Source organism: Armatimonadota bacterium, from assembly GCA_036504095.1.
GTDB lineage: Bacteria > Armatimonadota > DTGP01 > JAKQQT01 > JAKQQT01 > DASXUL01.
The window spans coordinates 27,306-43,694 of record DASXVS010000007.1 but is presented as its reverse complement, the minus strand read 5'-3'; the positions used below and the strand labels follow the sequence as shown (position 1 = coordinate 43,694).

Sequence of the window (16,389 nt, the reverse complement as noted above, 5' to 3'; positions counted from 1 at the left end):
AATGTACGGCAAACCGGGAAAATGGAGTTACGCAAGCGGCGCTCCTAAGATGGAGCAATCGCTAGGATTCTACAAGCTCCGACAGGTGCGCCACAAAGAGCCGGATCAGGTCGCGACGGAGAATGACCTTGATCGGAATGTGGAGTTCGGTTTCCAGTTCGCGCCGAAGTGCCTCGAAACGATCGCTAACGCTCTCTGAGGTCGAGAGAATGACACCGCCGGTGATGCCATCGTAGGCCTCGTACGCTTGGCTAAGCTGTTCAAGCGGGCGCGTCCAGTCGGCTTCCGAGTTCCACATCTTGATCTGGACCACGAGGCGGTGGCTCAATCCCAGGGGGTCCGTGTAGTTGCAGATCGCGTCGGCGCCGCGCTCTCCGGAGCCCCCGGTATGCTCGACGTTCTCGTCGCCGTAGAGGCTCTCCAGTAGAAGAACACACGGTCGCTCAAACTCCGCGCCGTGGAACTGCTTCTGAAGCGCCTCCCATGCGGCGGCCTCAATGGCGGAGAGCACCTTAGGCAACCGATCAAGCGACGTGAGGGGTGGTTCGGCCAACACCGTTCCGGCCGCCTCAACGAGTTCCTCAACGTCCGCCGCGAGACTGTCGATGTTCCACATGCGCGAAAGCACGTGCATAGTCTGGCGCAGGCGCGCTGATGCAGCGTCCTCGAACGGGTTGATTGGCCGCTTCGAAACGAGCTCAACCGGGAGGATATGCCCGAAATCCGGATCTGCACCGGCGTTCGGGAAGCTGGGGCTCTCCCATCGGTACGGGCCGGAGACACGTGCTATCGACCACGAGCCTTGGGAGGGCAAGTGAGGTAGGAGGACGAAGTCGCCGGGTGTGACGCCGTCCGGCTCCGTCTCCAAGAGGCGGCGATTGCCGCGCCATGTGTACCGCTGATCGTCGTTCAGCGGCGTGCCGGCCGCCGCCAGCGCGGAAATCTGATGGAGGTCCTGATCGTCGCGATATCCCCAGCCCTGTCGCAAGCGTCCTTCCTGCAGTTCGCTCCATATCCAGTCGGTCGAAGCCTTATCGGTACGGATCACCCAGTAGCGATTCATGTATCCTCCCAAGGGCATTGTGGAACGCTCAGATGGAAATGGGGAAACGGGGAAATGGCCGTGGTCATTTCCCCGTTTCCTCCTTTCCCCGTTTCCCTCTGACCGTTACCGCCAGTAGTAGTTCCAGGTGTAGCCCAGGTCCACGCTCTTGCCGGTGTCCAGAGTGAGTTTCCACGTTACGGAACCTACGCCGTTAAAATGGTACCACCAGCCGGGCCAGTTGTAATAGCCCCACCAGGACGGACGGTAGTTGCCGGCCATGTAGCTGTCGTTCTCAAAGACGTTGAGCATTTCCGCTACGCCATGGTTGTCCGCCGTGCCGACGTTCCCGAGGACATTTCGGACAATCTCCAGGTCCACCGGTTTGCCGTGGCGGTTAGTGATGGTGATGGTCCCGGCAAGGTCAATGCGGCTGTAAATATCGCCGTTCCAATTGGCGGCGTTGGGCGTGCGGGCCGTCTCCTTGTCCTTCTTTTTAACGCCGATATCCACGGCTGTGGTGATGGCGAGGTCCGTCTCGGCGCCCGGCGCCGTGTAGGTCATGGTCCCCTGCCCCAGCACGCTGTCGCCCGACAGAATGAGGGCCGGTGACGTGGTGAACGGACGGTCCTTCGGCGCTTCGAACCGGATTTTGTGCATGAACTTCGGAGCGGCGAGGAGTTTGGCGACCTGATCGTCCTGGCCTACGTTGTTGCCCCGGATTTCCGGCGGCGGCGCGAACGGGATGTCCAGCGCATACACGTCCTTGTACTTCACGGTATACTGCTCCACCGGCAGGACCATCCGCTCGCCCCTGCGCAGGGTGACGTGCTTCACCGTGAACACATACAGGTCCTCACTGGCGACGGAACCGGCCACCTCGGGCTGCTGTGCTTCCGCCGGGCCGTCGACAGAATAGGACGCCTGCCCCGCGGTAAAGCCCGCGGCCTGCGTCATAATCGCGTTCGATAGGCCGTAGTTACTTCTACCGTGCTGGTCGAAGTACTGACCCAACTGCGCGAACGTCTGCTGAAGCGAGATGGGGTCCGGGGTGCCGCTGAAAGCGAAGGTCGGAACGCCGATGACGAGGTTGACTGTGGCGTCATCCAGGTCCGTCAGTTCGTTCACCAGCGTGGCCTGGAACTTGATGGTTGCGGTACCCTTGCCGTCCACGCTGATCTTGTAGGATGGAATCCAGCGCACGCCTTTCTGAACGTAGATCATGCCAACGTCGGCCGTTTTCGCCGGGGTCTTGCCACCCCAGTCCAGCTTCAGAGTCAGAAGGTTCCGGAACTCCTCCTGGGCAAGCGACTTCTTGAATTCGCCTTTGAAGGTAACCTCTTTGATTCGATCGAACGGCAGAACGGTGGTGCCTTCCACCGTTTTGATGAGGACGACGGCCGCCGTTTCAGGCAGGCGTTCGGCCGCGCCGGGCGGGTCCGTGGCGGCGAGTTCATCGGAAGAACGCGTGGGCACGCCGGTTATCTCGCCGCCGTAGCCGAGGTCTTTGTCTTCGTAGATGCCCACTTTCGCGCCCGGATTGGCCTCAATGAGGTCGCGCGGAGTGAGGGCGGTGTGTTCCACCAGCACGCGGCGCTGGCGCGCGGTGACGGCGGTGAGTTTGGCGGCGGGATCGGACGAGTACGGCCAGAAGGCGCCGAGGATGGGCGTCGGCAGGTAGTCCATCACCACGTTGCCGTAAGCATCCGTGGGCATTTTTCCCTCGTGCAGCACAAAATCGTGGCCGTCCTTGAAGACGGTGATCTCCTTCACCGGCATACGGGCCAGCGCGCTCATCGGCGCCGCGGGAACGGACCAGGCCGGCGCACCGATAATCGCGGCGGCGAATAGACACACGTAACGCATTTTTGCCTCCTCTGAGTAGTTGCTGTCGGAGTATCAGACCCCGGACGTGACCCCCACCTTCATTCCAGCAGGAAACCTGGCGCCCGACTACACCATACCGCCCGGTCGGGGTTTGGTGACGACTCAACATGGGGATGAGAATACGGCCAATTATGTGGGTCTACTTATCACAGTTATTCTTAGGGGCTGGTTCGTTGGGCCGGCCCAGTTTGGCCAGGAGACAGAACCAATGGTTACAATCCGCCGCATTGCGGCGCTGACCTTATGGGCCGCTCTCGCCGCAGCGGGGCAGGCGTCCGTTCTCCGCGTCGACTCGCGGTCGACGGCGGCTTCTCCGGACGGGCTAACCTGGACGTCTGCTTTCCCCACCGTCCAGGCCGCACTGAATAAGTCTATTGCCGGCGACGAAGTCTGGGTGGCCGCCGGCACCTACACGGAGTCCGTTGCCATTCCCGTCGGCGTCTCGCTCCTGGGAGGCTTCGCGGACACCGAAGCAACCGGCAGCGCGAGGGATCCTGTCGGTAACAAAACCATCCTGATGGGCCCCGGTATCTCCAGTGCTCCGTCTGCGTCGGCCACAGTCGTTATGCTGCCGATGGCGGCGACTCCCGAGACGATGGTGGACGGCTTCACCATCACGAACGGTGGGGGCAAGGCTGTTCAGATTGCATCGCAGTCGGGGGCATGCAGCGGCCGCGACGGGGGCGGGTGGCGAAAGGTCTATCTGGAATTCCGCGGTGGGGCCGTGATGGTACCGGGCGGATCTCCGACCATCACAAACAACGTCATCACGGGAAACTCCACGGCACACTCCGCGATGACCGGCAGCGTGAGCTGCCACAGTGTGGCTTACTATTACCAGGCCGGCGACGGCGGTGGGATCTACGTGGCGGCCGGCGCGTCGCCATACATAGCCGGTAACATCATTTCCAACAACGCTGGGCAGCATGGCGGCGGCGTGTATTGTGTTGGGTCGTCGCCTGTGCTTACCGACAATATCGTTAGCGGGAACACTGCCGTGTTCACGGGAGGCGGCGTGGACATCGCTCCGCCTGCAAGCTCGGACGCTGCAGCAGGGCCCATGCTGCTCTCCGGGAATATCTTCCGCGGCAACTCAGCCGGCACGGACGGTGGCGGTGTTTGCGGGACGGCGGAGATCAGGTCCGGCGTGTTCGATGCGAACGTGGCAGGAGGGAATGGAGGCGGTTTCGCCGGCGGTGGATCGGTTACCGACTGCGTCTTTACCGGAAACAGCGCGAATGCAGGAGGTGGCGGAATTTCCGCTACGGCAGCCTGCACTGTGGTGAGATGCACATTCCGATTGGATTCGGCGCTGTCCGGTGGTGCGGTTGCGTCCGCCAACTCGCTTGGATTCCTGCGCGATTGCGTTCTGACGGACAACGTGGCCGGTCAGAACGGCGCCGCCTTGTCGATCGGCGGCAGTTCCGTGATTGAGAACAACACGATCGCGCTGAACACGTCACCGCTCGGCTGCGTTACGCTGAGCGGCGGCGGCGGCTTCTCGCAGAGGATCCTGCTGGAGAACAATATCGTCGCTGACAACCAATCCGGTATCGACATTCACGGAGCCAGGGTTGCCGTTCGATTCAACGACGTCTACGCGAATGGAGGCGGGGACTACCTCGGAATCCCGGGCGAAACCGGCCGCGATGGCAACATATCGATCGACCCAGGCTTCGTAGATCCGTCGATCGGCGACTTCCGGCTGGGACCGGCCTCACCCTGCGTCGATGTTGGGGATTCGGGTCTTGTGCCGGGCAGCTCGACCGACCGGGAGGGCTTCCCACGCCTGATGGGAAAGGCAGTGGATCTCGGAGCTTTCGAGCGCCTTGGCGCCACGCTGGTGGCAACGCGTGGACCGCTCCACGTATCATCAACCGGCACGGATACGAACGACGGCCTCACCTGGGCAACCGCCAAGGGCACGCTTCAGAACGCGTTGGACACCGCGTGGTCGCTGGGTGGAGCCGAAATCTGGGTGTCGTCCGGGACATACGACGGGCCGCTCACGGCGAGAGCGCCGGTCCAGGTGTATGGCGGATTCGCCGGCACGGAGGTCACCCGCGATGCGAGAAACTGGGCGACGAATGCGACGGCCGTTGACGGCCATCTGCTTGGCAGCAGCATCTATGTAGATGACTCGGAGGCGGGCCGGTTCGACGCCTTTGTCCTGGATGGTTTCCACGTGGTCAATGGTCTCGATCAAGCGGTCGGAGGCGGGATGACCTGCGGGCCGGTGACTCTCAGCGTAGTCAACAACGTTATCGAGAACAACGCCGGCGCACAAGGCGGCGGCATCTACGCTGCTGCGTCCACCGGCGAGATCGCTCGGAACACAATCCGGAACAATCAGCCTCCCTCCGGTTCATCGACGCCCAGCCACGGTGGCGGGGTGTTTGCCGGCGCTTCGGTAGATGTCCAGGCGAACGTCATCACGGGCAACACCAGCGACATCGGTGGCGGCGTCTACGGTGCGGGCAGCGTCATCGGGAACACGATATCCGCAAACACCGCAACGCAGTCCGGAGGAGGCGCTTACTCATGCGACCTCGTTTCCCGGAATGTCATCCAGGGCAACAAATCGGCGTTCGCCGGCGGAGGCATCATGCTTGCGTCGACGATAGAAGATAACCTCATCACCCAGAATACCTCCGGAACGTTCGGAGGCGGAGCCGACGTACAGTCCGGCGCAAGGGTGCTGAACAACACGTTCATCGGCAACTCCTCGGCGGCCGAAGCGACCGATATCGGCACCGGTCCAGGCGGCGCCTTAAGCATCGAATACGGGGGAGGGCTTGTGGTACCCGACGTCGTCGCCAACAACATCGTTGCGTTCAACTCATCCGGAATCACGATGCTGAATCTCAACACGACATACAGCGACAATGACATGTACGGGAACACGGACGCGGACTGGAACGGCCTCAGCGCTCCACCGGGCACCTTGTCCGTCGATCCGCTCTTCGTGAACCGTTCGGGGCAGGGTTACCAGCTTCAGGCCGGCTCGCCGTGTATCGATGCCGGAGACGACAGCGTGGTTACCCTGGCCGCGCTCGATCTGGCCGGCAACGCGCGCAAGATCGGCGCGCACGTTGATATCGGCGCGTACGAGTACGTGGAGGCGGGCGCATTTGGGATCCGGATGCATCCCGTGCGCTTGCCATCGCGGGCGGGTTGACGGCATCGACGCCGGTGGACATCGCGCATCTCGGGCTGGCTTCCGCGCCGATCGGCGTGGTAGATGCCGCGCGCATCGCCCGGAAAGCCATGGGCCTCGACCCCAATCCGTGACGCCCAGAGGTATACGTGTGCGATCAGTTGAGGCCGGCGATGGCGTCGGCCTTGCGCATCAACGTGTCCTGACAGCCGGGAACGCTCAGCACGTCGCACTCGCTGCCGAGGATAAACGGATGGCCGGCCTCCCGCATCTTCGCCAGCAAGTCCTCCGAAGTGCGCACCACGTCCTCCAGCGAGATAAGGGCGTCGTCGTAGAAGCGCTTGGACGGCAGGTTTCCGTACAGCACAATGTCTTTCGGCACCAGCGCGGCATCCTCCCACAGGATGCGGCTGCTGCCGAGGCTCAGGATGACCGGCCGCAGTTCGGTGAACTTCGCCACCATCACGTCGATGAGTTCGCCGCAGCAGTGGAATAACAGGTCCACGTTCCGCTCGTCCAGGAAGGCCTTGATACGCTTCAGGTACTTCATCGGGTAGCGGTCGAAGATGTCCGAGCCCTTCTCTATCTGGTTGGGCGAGAGGTAGACCTTGTTGGCGGCGGGTTCGGCGATGAAGACGAGTTTGGCGCCGGCGTCGATCTGCGCAGAGACTGACTTAAGGATCAGGCGTGTGCCCATCTCCAGCACTCGCTCCACCATCTCCAGTTCGGGCTCTTCCTCCGCCGTGAGCCCCATCCCCGCCATGTAGATCGGCGAGATGGGGTCGCGGACCAGTTTCGTCATGAGCGAGAACGGACCGATCGTCATGCCAACCGGCACGAGGTCCGTGTTTGCGGCGATGTACCGGATGGAATCGATGTGTGCGTCCATCTTCGGGTGGATGCCGGGCCTGAAACCGCTCCCGACTGATGCGACCTGCGCATCGGTTGGGCACGAAGTGAACTGGTACTTCGGGATATCGGCTTCCGGGATGCCCAGGATTTTGAGCAGCACGGCCTTCTCGAGCTCAAGGTCCATGCGGGACACCGCAATCGGCGTGTTATAACGGCGCGCCGTCTCTTCGATGACTTTGCCGAGGCGTTCGCCGTCCACGACCACAGCGGCGGGATCGGGCTGCTCGTGCAACACCAGGTCGCTTCCTATGGGCATCCGCAGACCCTCGTTGGCCAGGCGGAGGTAGTATTCTCTGTTCAAACGGGTGCCTTTCGTGGACGAAGGATTCTGGATTCAGGGGTCAGGATTCAGCGCCGATTCGGATCCTGAATGCCGGATGCTGAATGCTGACTAGAGTCCTCCGGTTGCGAGGTGCATGACGGCCTCGGAGGTGGCCTTGTCTCGCGGCAGTTCGCCGGCGATCCGGCCCTCGTGCATCACGACCACGCGGTCGCTCATGCCGAGGATTTCCGGAAGTTCGGAGGAGATCATCAGGATGCCGTTGCCGCGCGACGCCAGTTCGTGCATCAGCAGATAGATTTCGTACTTGGCGCCGACGTCGATGCCGCGCGTCGGTTCATCGAAGATCAGGAGCTTGCTCTCGGTAAAGAGCCATTTCGCGAGCACGACCTTCTGCTGGTTGCCGCCGCTGAGGTTGCGGACGGCCTGCTCGCCGGAAGGCGTCCTGATGTCCAGGTCCTTGATATACTTGGCCGAGATTGCCCGTTCACGTCCGCCCTGCACGAAACCGAGGCTTGTGAGGCTTTGCAGGTTGGCCAGGGTAGTGTTCTCGCGCACGGCCATCCCGAGCACCAGGCCCTGCTGCTTGCGGTCCTCTGTCACCAATCCGATCCCGTTCGCGATGGCGTCCTTCGGGGAGCGCAGGCGGATAGTCTTGCCGTCCAGAACGATCTCGCCCGCATCTCTCCGGTCGGCCCCGAAGATGCACCGGGCCAATTCCGTGCGGCCGGCGCCGACGAGCCCGGCCAGCCCCACGATCTCGCCTTTTCGCACCGTCAGGTTGATGTCCTTTAGCACGCCCTCGCGGCGGAGGCCCTTCACTTCCAGCATCGGTTCGCCGATCTCCGGCGCACGCGTGGGGAAGGTCTCCGTCATTTCGCGACCGACCATATCGCGAATCAGGCTGTCCCGCGTCACCTCGGACGTCGGCAGCGTGGACACCTCTGCACCGTCGCGCATCACGGTGATGCGGTCCGCGATCGCAAACACCTCCTCCAGGCGATGGGAGATGTACACGATCGACCGGCCTTCCGCGCGCAGGCCGCGGATGAGATCGAAAAGGGCCTCCAGTTCGTGCTCGGTGAGGGCGGCGGACGGCTCGTCCATCACGATGATGCGCGCCTCCTGGGAAAGGGCCTTCGCGATCTCCACCATCTGCTGGTCGGCGAGGGCAAGCGTGGCGACTTCGCGCCGAGGGTCGAGATTCACCTTGAGGCGTTTGAGCAGCGCTTCCGCCTCGCCGTTCATCGCGCCGTAGTTCACGAAGCCGGGGATAGCAGCCTTTGGCTCGCGGCCTAGAAAGATGTTCTCCGCGATGGTGAGGTGCGGGACCAGGTTGAACTCCTGGTAGATAATGGCGATCCCGAGTTCCTGGGCGGCGGCGGGTGTGAGCGCTTCCACGCTTTGCCCGTTGACTGTCAACTCTCCGGCATCGCGGTGCTCAGCGCCCGCGAGAACCTTCATAAGGGTGGATTTCCCCGCCCCGTTCTCGCCCACCAACGCGTGAACTTCGCGCGGACGGAGGTCGAAGTCGACGCCCTTGAGCGCCTTGACACCCGGGTAACTCTTTGTGATCCCGTGCATGACGAGAACTGGGCCATTGGTCTCTTCCATAGCTTACTAGATACTACGCGGCGGTTCGGGTTTGCAAGGCCGCGCGACCGAACCCACGTCGCCGGCCAGTTGGCAGAGTTCGCACCAGAGGACGCGCAGGAGGCGCCCGTCTTCGCACGCGGCGTCTTCCCACGTCCGGGCCTCCTCCTCCTCCGCCTGGGGACTGAGCTTTACCCATACCCCCTTTGCGCTCGCCCATGGGGCCGAGTGCCAGTCACCGCCCCATTTGCAGATGTGGTACGCCATCGAGCCGATTGCCCCCCGGTCCATTATGATACACGCACGAGCGCCTCGTGTAACGGGGAACTCGGAGGCGTGATTGAGTGTAGCCGAAGCATACAAAAGCGTCGGGACCTGGCGCGCCGGTCACCAGCCACGGAGGCGCATCCAGGGCCGCGCGTTTACGCTTGATGGCGGTAGTACAGGTCCGTTGCCTGGGGTAGCCCAAGGCCCATTCCAAGCGGGGGACCGGTGCCGGGAATGCTTGAATCCAGTGACAAGACTTTTGGTGAGGACTTGCGTAGCGCGGGACGGCACGCTGTGCTGGTGTTCTGGGCGCCGTGGGCGCGCGAGTGCCAGGATATGAGCCGGTTCTGCCACGCCGCCGCCGAGATTGCCGGCGAAAGCGCCGTCATCTCGCTCAACACGGACACGAACCCCGTTACCGCGCACGCCCATCACGTGCAGCGCGTCCCCACGGTCAAGATCCTCACCGACGGCGCCGAGGTCTGGACCGCCGAGGGGCTCCCCGATACCGAAGACCTCAAGGTTGCCTGGCGGGCCGCCAGCGCCATTCAGGCAGCGTAAGGGCCTCTCAATCGCATCGGGATAGCCGACCCCCATTGGAGGGAGTTGCCGGTCTATTGCCCTGATGCATGGCATACGAGACTCTTATATATCAAATCGTTGACAAATAGGCACCGGGGGGGTAGAATCCCTGTGAGCCATTACTCTTCTCGCGCGATGTGACCACTAAGACACGCCACTATGCGCACTTTTTGATCGCGAGGAGGAACGTTATGCGAGTTCGCGTGCGCCTTTTCACGGCCCTCTCCCTTCTGCTTCTGTTCGCCTGCCCCGTCCGCGCGCAAACGACGGCACCCACAGCAGCCGACCTCGGCGCCGCCTACCAACTCTTCAAGGCTGGAAAGGCCACCGAAGCCCTTGCCAAGTACAAGGCCATTCTGGCCGCCAACCCCAAAGCCGAGCTCCAACAGCAGGCCCTGTTTTGGTCGGGAATCGTTCAGGAGTCTTCCGGTCTGGATGACGATGCCATCGCAACATTCGAACTGCTTTCGTCCACCAGTCCCGATTACCGCTGGCCGGAGGTGCTTCACAAACTGACGATGCGGTACCACGCCAAGGGTGACGCGGCCAAGGAGAAGTATTTCCTTGACCAATTGAAGTTGCGCCGCGGCGCATCATCGGCTCGGGCCGATAGGGCCCGCGCCGACCTTCTGATCGGCGACTACTTCAAACAGACTGGCAACTGGACTGCGGCATATCAGCAGTTCCAGAGCATCCAGTCGTCCTATCCCGAGCACGCTCAGGATATCCTTTTCCAGATAGCCTACACGGCGCATTCGGCCGGCAAATACACAGAAGCCATCACGGCCGGACAGTCATACGTGAATAAGTATCCGGCTACTCCACAATTCGAGGAAGCCGCCTTCCGCGTGGTAGAGGACTTGGGCTACGCCGATCGTTACAAAGAGGCCATAGATTACCTTGATGGGATGGCCGTGTCATACCCCAACTTGACCGCCCGAATCCGGGTCTATAAAGCCGAGGCCATTGCTGAGGGCATCAAAGATCCTCAGGCATCGATGAAGATAGCTCAACAGGTCATCGATGAAAATAGGGACCCGTATCAGGTCTATCTGGCAAAATACAGAATCGCTTTCACACTGCAGAACCAGCTTCGGCAGCCATTGAAGGCGAGGGATATCCTCGCGGAGATATTGCCGCTCTATCCAAAGGACAATCTAGCGATCGAAATCGCCAGCGACATTGCATCGACTTACAGTGTGCAAGGGGATTACCTCCAGGCGGCTGCACGTTACAAGGAGGCCTTGGTCAAATACCCGTGCCCCGTCCCTGAATGGGACGCGTGGATCAGGTATGCCATTGGCCGCCAATACGTATTGGCGAAGGATAGGGTGTCCGCGAAGAAGTCGTGGGATGAGTTGGGTCAGATGCATCCCGGCAACGAGTGGCTGCAGCTCGCGTTGAAGGAGATATCGACATGGCCACGCTAAAGACATTAGCCCGCACCTCAATCATCCTGTGCGCGGTGTTCGGGTTGGTTGGAACTACCGAGGCGAAGCCGCCCGGAGGGCAGAACTGCCAGGTAGGTGATGCCTTAACGGGTTGCAGTATAACAGGGCCAGAGGAAGACTATGTCTGCGTTGGCGTGTCAGCGTTCACCATCAGCCCATCCGTAGATTATGACTACTGCGGTGATGGGGTTGGCAGGGTCCTGGATACCGTTACCACGACCGTGACGTGGGGGGACGGCGCAACTGATACGTATTCCAGCTGCGGCGCAACCACCATCCCCGCTTCCCATACGTATGCCACCGGCGGTACGAAAACCGTTGGCATCACGTGCGCGGATGTTGGGACACCCGCGAAAGACACCGGGCCAGGCGGGGAGGGCACCCAAACCGCGTTCTGCACCGTGAATGTGTGCCCGCCAATTACGGACATACAATACCAGAATCCGTGTACGCAGGAATGGGCCAGCGCTAACGGCGTTTCTGTATTGTCTGGCACCACCTTGAACCTCCGCGTCATTCCTGCCGAGGCCTATCCGGCTAGCAAGCCTACTTGGGGTGGTACGGCCGGTGTCACTGGATCCGGGACAACAAAGACCTTCACGGTATCGGGTTCAGGGCAGCAGTCTGTGGAGGCTACGTGCTGCGACACCAAGACCGTCAATCTCTGCGTGTATAACATGGCCACTTACGTGCTGCCAGAGGATGTCTTCACAGGAAGAAGCGGAGTTAGGTATGGAGTGGGCGAAACCGTAAACCTGTCGTACAGCTCAGATCAGCCTGGATGCGTCGACCCCGCACAGTGGGTGTGGTGGAATGAAGGTACCGGCACGACCTCTGGTACGACCTACACGGTGGGCCTTCCGGGCGCGGTTACAATCCACCTGACTTGCACGGACGGGCCGTCTTGCGGATGGCATTTCGATTGGCCGGCAACCGTGGTGGCGCCCTCGGCCGCTTCCTATGAGGCCCAGATTCCTGGCACGGGAATCTGGCACACTTTGGGGTTGTGCAGTGTGGGCTTCGAGGGATGGATATACCTGGCACCGTACGACGTATCATTTTGGAAAGCAGGGTTTCGGGAGAATGAATGCAAAGCGACGGGAACGTATTTCTTCCTTGACTGGGTGGACAAGCTTCACCCGGCAAGTGCATGGTCGCAGATCAGCAGGGGCAACGCATCGACAGGCTGTCGCGTGCTATGGCTCGATCAAGTGATCACGCAGAAAGTGCCCCCATTCAACTCACAAGGTGGCTATTTTAACTGGGCCATCCCGTGGGAGTACACACTTGACGGAACAACGGCCCACGATATATGTACTGTCAACCACCATGTGGAGACCGACGCCAACGGAATAGCGACGCTTACCAAGGCGGGTGCCGGACCGTTTATCAGGTTGGCTACTGACCAGACCCATGGTTTCGAGCCTTGACCACTGGAAAGGTGACCCAATGCGTGGTCGACCGCGGGAACACTTCGTGGTCCGTCCGTTGCCTAGTGTATCGGAAACCCGGACCTCAGACCAATAAGGAGGGTATTATGCTACGTATGCTGCGCATCACGATCGGTGTGCTGTGCGTAATTGCGTCGATCGAGCAGACCCAACGGGCGGCCGCTGCGCCTCCGCGCATGTGGCTGTCTGCTGAAAAGGCGCAGAAGCTAGAGTTCAAGCAAGATCGTGCTCGCTTGGATGCCATTGACCCCGCCAACAAGGACGATTTGAAACTTGCCGCTTCCGAGATCGAGCGGAAATGGGCTCACCACGACGCGGATTTGTACGCTGCGCTGATGGTGACGGCGTGCCAGCAACTGAGTAAGGGACTACCCGATCCCAACACGTATGCGGTGGTTCGGGGTTATGCGGTTTCGGCTCTCGACCGTAGTAACGCGATTCCCATTAGCCTGGTGCACCAACTGACAGGCATTCTCCTGAACGATTCGGCTTGGATCTCGAAACAGGATTGGCAATCCAATCGCAAGGAGGATGCGCTACACTGTCTGTCCCTCCTCCACGAAGTGCGAGCCACAGTGATCAAGGAATACGATTTCAACGATGTGCCGATGCTTAACGTGGGTCTGCCGCCAGGAGCGCGGGTGAATTTTGTGTCAGGGATGGACCCAAATGACATCGAGGATCCACAGGTGCGTTCGCAGTATTCAGCAGCTGTCGAGAAGAATAACCGCCATATTGAAGAGTTCTCCACCCAGCGGGAACTTCACGACCTGGACAAGCAATTTGGGCGGCAGATCGTTCAGTTCCTCATAGTGGCGTACTCCTCGCCGCCTTACGACCTCAAAGAGCTTCAGGCCAGCCTAAAAGGGTCTGCGTTGACCGGCGACGAGCGGAAGCAGGTACTTGATGCGGTGAAGGCGAGGATCCCTTCCGCCTCGGCTTCGAAGCCCGCGGCTACAGAGGCATCGCCGAAGAAGAGGTAAGGTAAAATACCTCACACGTAAAACCGGGCGGCCAGGCGCAAGAGGGGCCGCCCGGTTTGGATGCTGGATGCCTTGCCCTAGACTGCCAACCCCCCATCCGCCTTCCACCGCTCCCGTTGGGCAAGTTCTTCGCACACCCGGCATACTGAAGGTATGCCGAAGACCGAACTCAATCCCCGGCGGGCGATGGACCGCATCGCCTACCAGACCATATCCAGCCATTCCCTCAAGGACGTGCTGGACGCGGTGACGCACGGCCTCACCGAAGAGATGGGGGCCGCCCTCGCGCGCATCTGGCTCCTTCAGCCCAATTCGGCCTGCGCGTTCTGCCTGGAGGATGACTTGACGCCGCTGGCCAATGTGGCGCTCCACCTGTACGCCAGCGCCGGCCTCTCCACCGACGTGAATGAGCTCTACCATCGCATGCCACTGTGCCACACCAGTATCTCGGCGGTGGCGTTCGACCGCCGGCCCGTGCTCCGGACTGATGTGGCCGAGCATCGGCGGGACACCGATTTCGAGTGGATCCGCTGGGAAGGCATTCAGTCCCTCGCCGCCTATCCGCTGATGTTCCGCGGCGAGGTCCTCGGCATCCTGGCGATGCTGTCGACGCGAATCCTTACCCAGGATGAGTTCGAGGCGTTGGGTGTTTTCGCCGCGCAGGCGACAGTGGCCATCCAGAACGCGCTCCTGTTTGAGGAGGCCGCGCGCGCCAGGGCGGATCTTGAGTGCCAGGTGGCGGAGCGGACGGCGGATCTTGCGCGAAAGGCGGCCGAAGCGGAAAATCGCGCCGCGGAACTGGCCGCGCTGAACGGTGTGGCGCAAATGATGGCGCGCTCGATGCGGTCGGACGAGATCGCCACGGACGTTCTGCAGACGGTTCTGGCGGTTACCGGCCTGGACGCCGGCATCATCCACCTGGAAGAGGACGGACGCCTGCGTGTGGCCGCCGTGGCCGGCCTCCCGGCGCTGGCCGACAAGGCGCACTGCTGCCACGATCCCAACCCCGATCTGTGCGTCCTTCAGCGCGGCGAGGCGACTGTCCTTTCCGAGATGGAGGATCCCGGCGCGCGCATCTGCTACGATCGCATTTTCGGCCGCCCGGTGGACAACGCCGCGAGCGTGCCGATCACCGCGCGCGGCCGAACCCTCGGAGTGTTGAGCGTCGCCAGCGTCCACAACCACGAGTTCACCGTTCGCGACCTCCAATTGCTGCGGTCCATCTGCCAGCAGGTGGGCCTGGCGCTGGACAATGCCCGTCTGCTGCACGCCGCCGAAGAGCGTTCCGAGTTGCTGGCAACGGCGATCCAAGAGACGCACCACCGCGTGAAGAACAACCTCCAGGCAATATCGTCGCTGCTGGAGATGCACCTGATGCAGCCGGGCGATCTGCGCGCCGGCATGCACCGCGTTACGGACCAGGTACGCGCCATCGCGCTGGTACACGATTTCCTGAGCCAGGACGCCGACGTGCGGGGTGTCAGCGTGAGACCGGTGCTGGAATCGCTCGTGCCGGCGGCCATTTCGTCGCACAGGCGCACCGAGCAGGAGGTTCGCATCGTCATCGAGGCGGACGACGTGGTGATGCCCAGCAAGGAAGCCACGTCGCTGGCGCTCATCGTGACGGAGCTGGTCGCAAACGCGGTGGAGCACGGTCTGGCGGAGCATCCCAACGGCATCGTGCGGGTGCGCCTGCACAGCGGAGCCGATGGGATTGTGCTGGAGGTTCACGATGACGGCAAAGGCCTGCCCCAGAACTTCGACCCGGAACGGGATGGGCACCTCGGCACGGAACTCGTCTTACGACTTGCGCGGCGCCACTTGAAAGGCAGCGTTGCCTACCTTCGAGACAACGGCACCGTCGTCCGCGTCACACTTCCCGGAGGCAAACTGGCATGACCGATTCAAAGCCCCTTTCAGCGCTCATCTGCGAAGACGAAGACATCACCGCGATGCATTTGCGGAAGGCGCTCGAGTCCGCCGGGTACCGCGTGGTCGGCGAGGCGGCCGACGGCAAGGAAGCGATCCGCCTGGCGAACGAAACGCTCCCGGACCTGATACTGATGGATGTGAACATGCCGGTGCTGTCCGGGATCAAGGCGGCGGAGGCGATCACGGCGGCGCGGCCGGTCCCGATTATCATGGTCACCGCATACAGCAGCGAGGAAACCGTGAATGCGTCCCTGGAGGCCGGCGCCGCCGCGTACCTGGTCAAGCCGGTAACGCGCGAGCAGCTACTCCCGGCCATCCGTATCGCACAGGCGAGATTCGCGATGCTGATGGAAGCGCGAGGGGAGGCCGACTCCCTGCGCGATATGATGGAGACCCGGAAGCTGATAGAGCGCGCGAAAGGCGTTGTGATGCAACGGCTGAGCCTGCCCGAGCAGGATGCGTTCGAACACCTTCAGGGGCTCGCTCGCAGTACGCGTAAAACGCTCAAAATCACGGCGCACGACGTGATTGCTGCTGACGAGAGTTTTCGCGCGGCGCTGGGGATAGGGAAACCGAAATAGAGGTTGATTCTCTTCCACGGTGGGTATAGAGTGATTGCTTTCGGGCCTTCAGCAGTGACGAGGCGCCATTCGAAGCCGACCGTAATGCCTGGCTCGACCATGTGGAACGGCCCGTATATATTAGAAAAAAATATGACAGGAATTATTGACGGCATTCTGAGATACGAGTTACAATAATTCCAATTCAAGAGAGTTTCGGCCACCCCCGCCATGATCGCGGGACACGGCCATGACCATGAGCGTCCTGTCGCGGAAGTGCATCCGCTTGCAG

12 protein-coding genes are annotated in these 16,389 nt (G+C 61.6%); 7 read left to right on the top strand and 5 right to left on the bottom strand.

Annotated features, from left to right (window positions below; all coding sequences use genetic code 11):
• Positions 1-61: 61 nt before the first annotated feature.
• Both VGM51_01370 and VGM51_01365 read right to left on the bottom strand, forming a co-directional pair.
• Positions 62-1,063 carry a restriction endonuclease gene (locus VGM51_01370; GenBank protein ID HEY3411686.1) on the bottom strand — a complete coding sequence of 334 codons (1,002 nt, stop codon included), beginning with the start codon at positions 1,061-1,063 and terminating at the stop codon, positions 62-64.
• A gap of 105 nt (positions 1,064-1,168) precedes the next feature.
• Positions 1,169-2,908, bottom strand: a complete 1,740-nt coding sequence (locus VGM51_01365; protein HEY3411685.1) for a hypothetical protein — start codon at positions 2,906-2,908, stop codon at positions 1,169-1,171.
• A 229-nt stretch (positions 2,909-3,137) separates the two neighbouring features.
• Here VGM51_01365 and VGM51_01360 point away from each other — a divergent pair, with 229 nt between their 5' ends.
• Entirely contained in the window at positions 3,138-6,107 is a 2,970-nt protein-coding gene (locus VGM51_01360) for a right-handed parallel beta-helix repeat-containing protein (GenBank protein HEY3411684.1), read from the top strand.
• A gap of 136 nt (positions 6,108-6,243) precedes the next feature.
• On the opposite strand, the gene VGM51_01355 is transcribed toward VGM51_01360, so the two are convergent.
• The 3 genes from VGM51_01355 to VGM51_01345 form a co-directional block, all read right to left on the bottom strand.
• A complete protein-coding gene (locus tag VGM51_01355) occupies positions 6,244-7,299 on the bottom strand; it encodes a uroporphyrinogen decarboxylase family protein (GenBank protein ID HEY3411683.1) in 1,056 nt (351 codons plus the stop codon).
• A gap of 90 nt (positions 7,300-7,389) precedes the next feature.
• On the bottom strand, positions 7,390-8,892 hold the full coding sequence (locus VGM51_01350; protein HEY3411682.1) for a sugar ABC transporter ATP-binding protein: 1,503 nt from the start codon (positions 8,890-8,892) through the stop codon (positions 7,390-7,392).
• A gap of 6 nt (positions 8,893-8,898) precedes the next feature.
• Positions 8,899-9,138, bottom strand: a complete 240-nt coding sequence (locus VGM51_01345; protein ID HEY3411681.1) for a hypothetical protein — start codon at positions 9,136-9,138, stop codon at positions 8,899-8,901.
• Positions 9,139-9,372: 234 nt separating this feature from the next.
• Here VGM51_01345 and VGM51_01340 point away from each other — a divergent pair, with 234 nt between their 5' ends.
• From VGM51_01340 to VGM51_01315, 6 genes are all read left to right on the top strand, one after another.
• Positions 9,373-9,699 (top strand): thioredoxin family protein, encoded by a 327-nt coding sequence (locus VGM51_01340; GenBank protein HEY3411680.1) that lies wholly within the window; start codon positions 9,373-9,375, stop codon positions 9,697-9,699.
• A gap of 212 nt (positions 9,700-9,911) precedes the next feature.
• The gene (locus VGM51_01335) at positions 9,912-11,150 is read left to right on the top strand and encodes a tetratricopeptide repeat protein (protein HEY3411679.1); all 1,239 of its coding nucleotides are present in this window, start codon (positions 9,912-9,914) and stop codon (positions 11,148-11,150) included.
• Entirely contained in the window at positions 11,138-12,601 is a 1,464-nt protein-coding gene (locus VGM51_01330) for a hypothetical protein (GenBank protein ID HEY3411678.1), read from the top strand. The genes VGM51_01335 and VGM51_01330 overlap by 13 nt, the downstream gene beginning before the upstream one ends.
• 107 nt (positions 12,602-12,708) lie before the next feature.
• Positions 12,709-13,605 (top strand): hypothetical protein, encoded by an 897-nt coding sequence (locus tag VGM51_01325; GenBank protein HEY3411677.1) that lies wholly within the window; start codon positions 12,709-12,711, stop codon positions 13,603-13,605.
• 153 nt (positions 13,606-13,758) lie between these two features.
• Positions 13,759-15,504 carry a GAF domain-containing protein gene (locus VGM51_01320; GenBank protein HEY3411676.1) on the top strand — a complete coding sequence of 582 codons (1,746 nt, stop codon included), beginning with the start codon at positions 13,759-13,761 and terminating at the stop codon, positions 15,502-15,504.
• Positions 15,501-16,118, top strand: a complete 618-nt coding sequence (locus tag VGM51_01315; protein HEY3411675.1) for a response regulator — start codon at positions 15,501-15,503, stop codon at positions 16,116-16,118. The genes VGM51_01320 and VGM51_01315 overlap by 4 nt, the downstream gene beginning before the upstream one ends.
• Positions 16,119-16,389 lie beyond the last annotated feature (271 nt).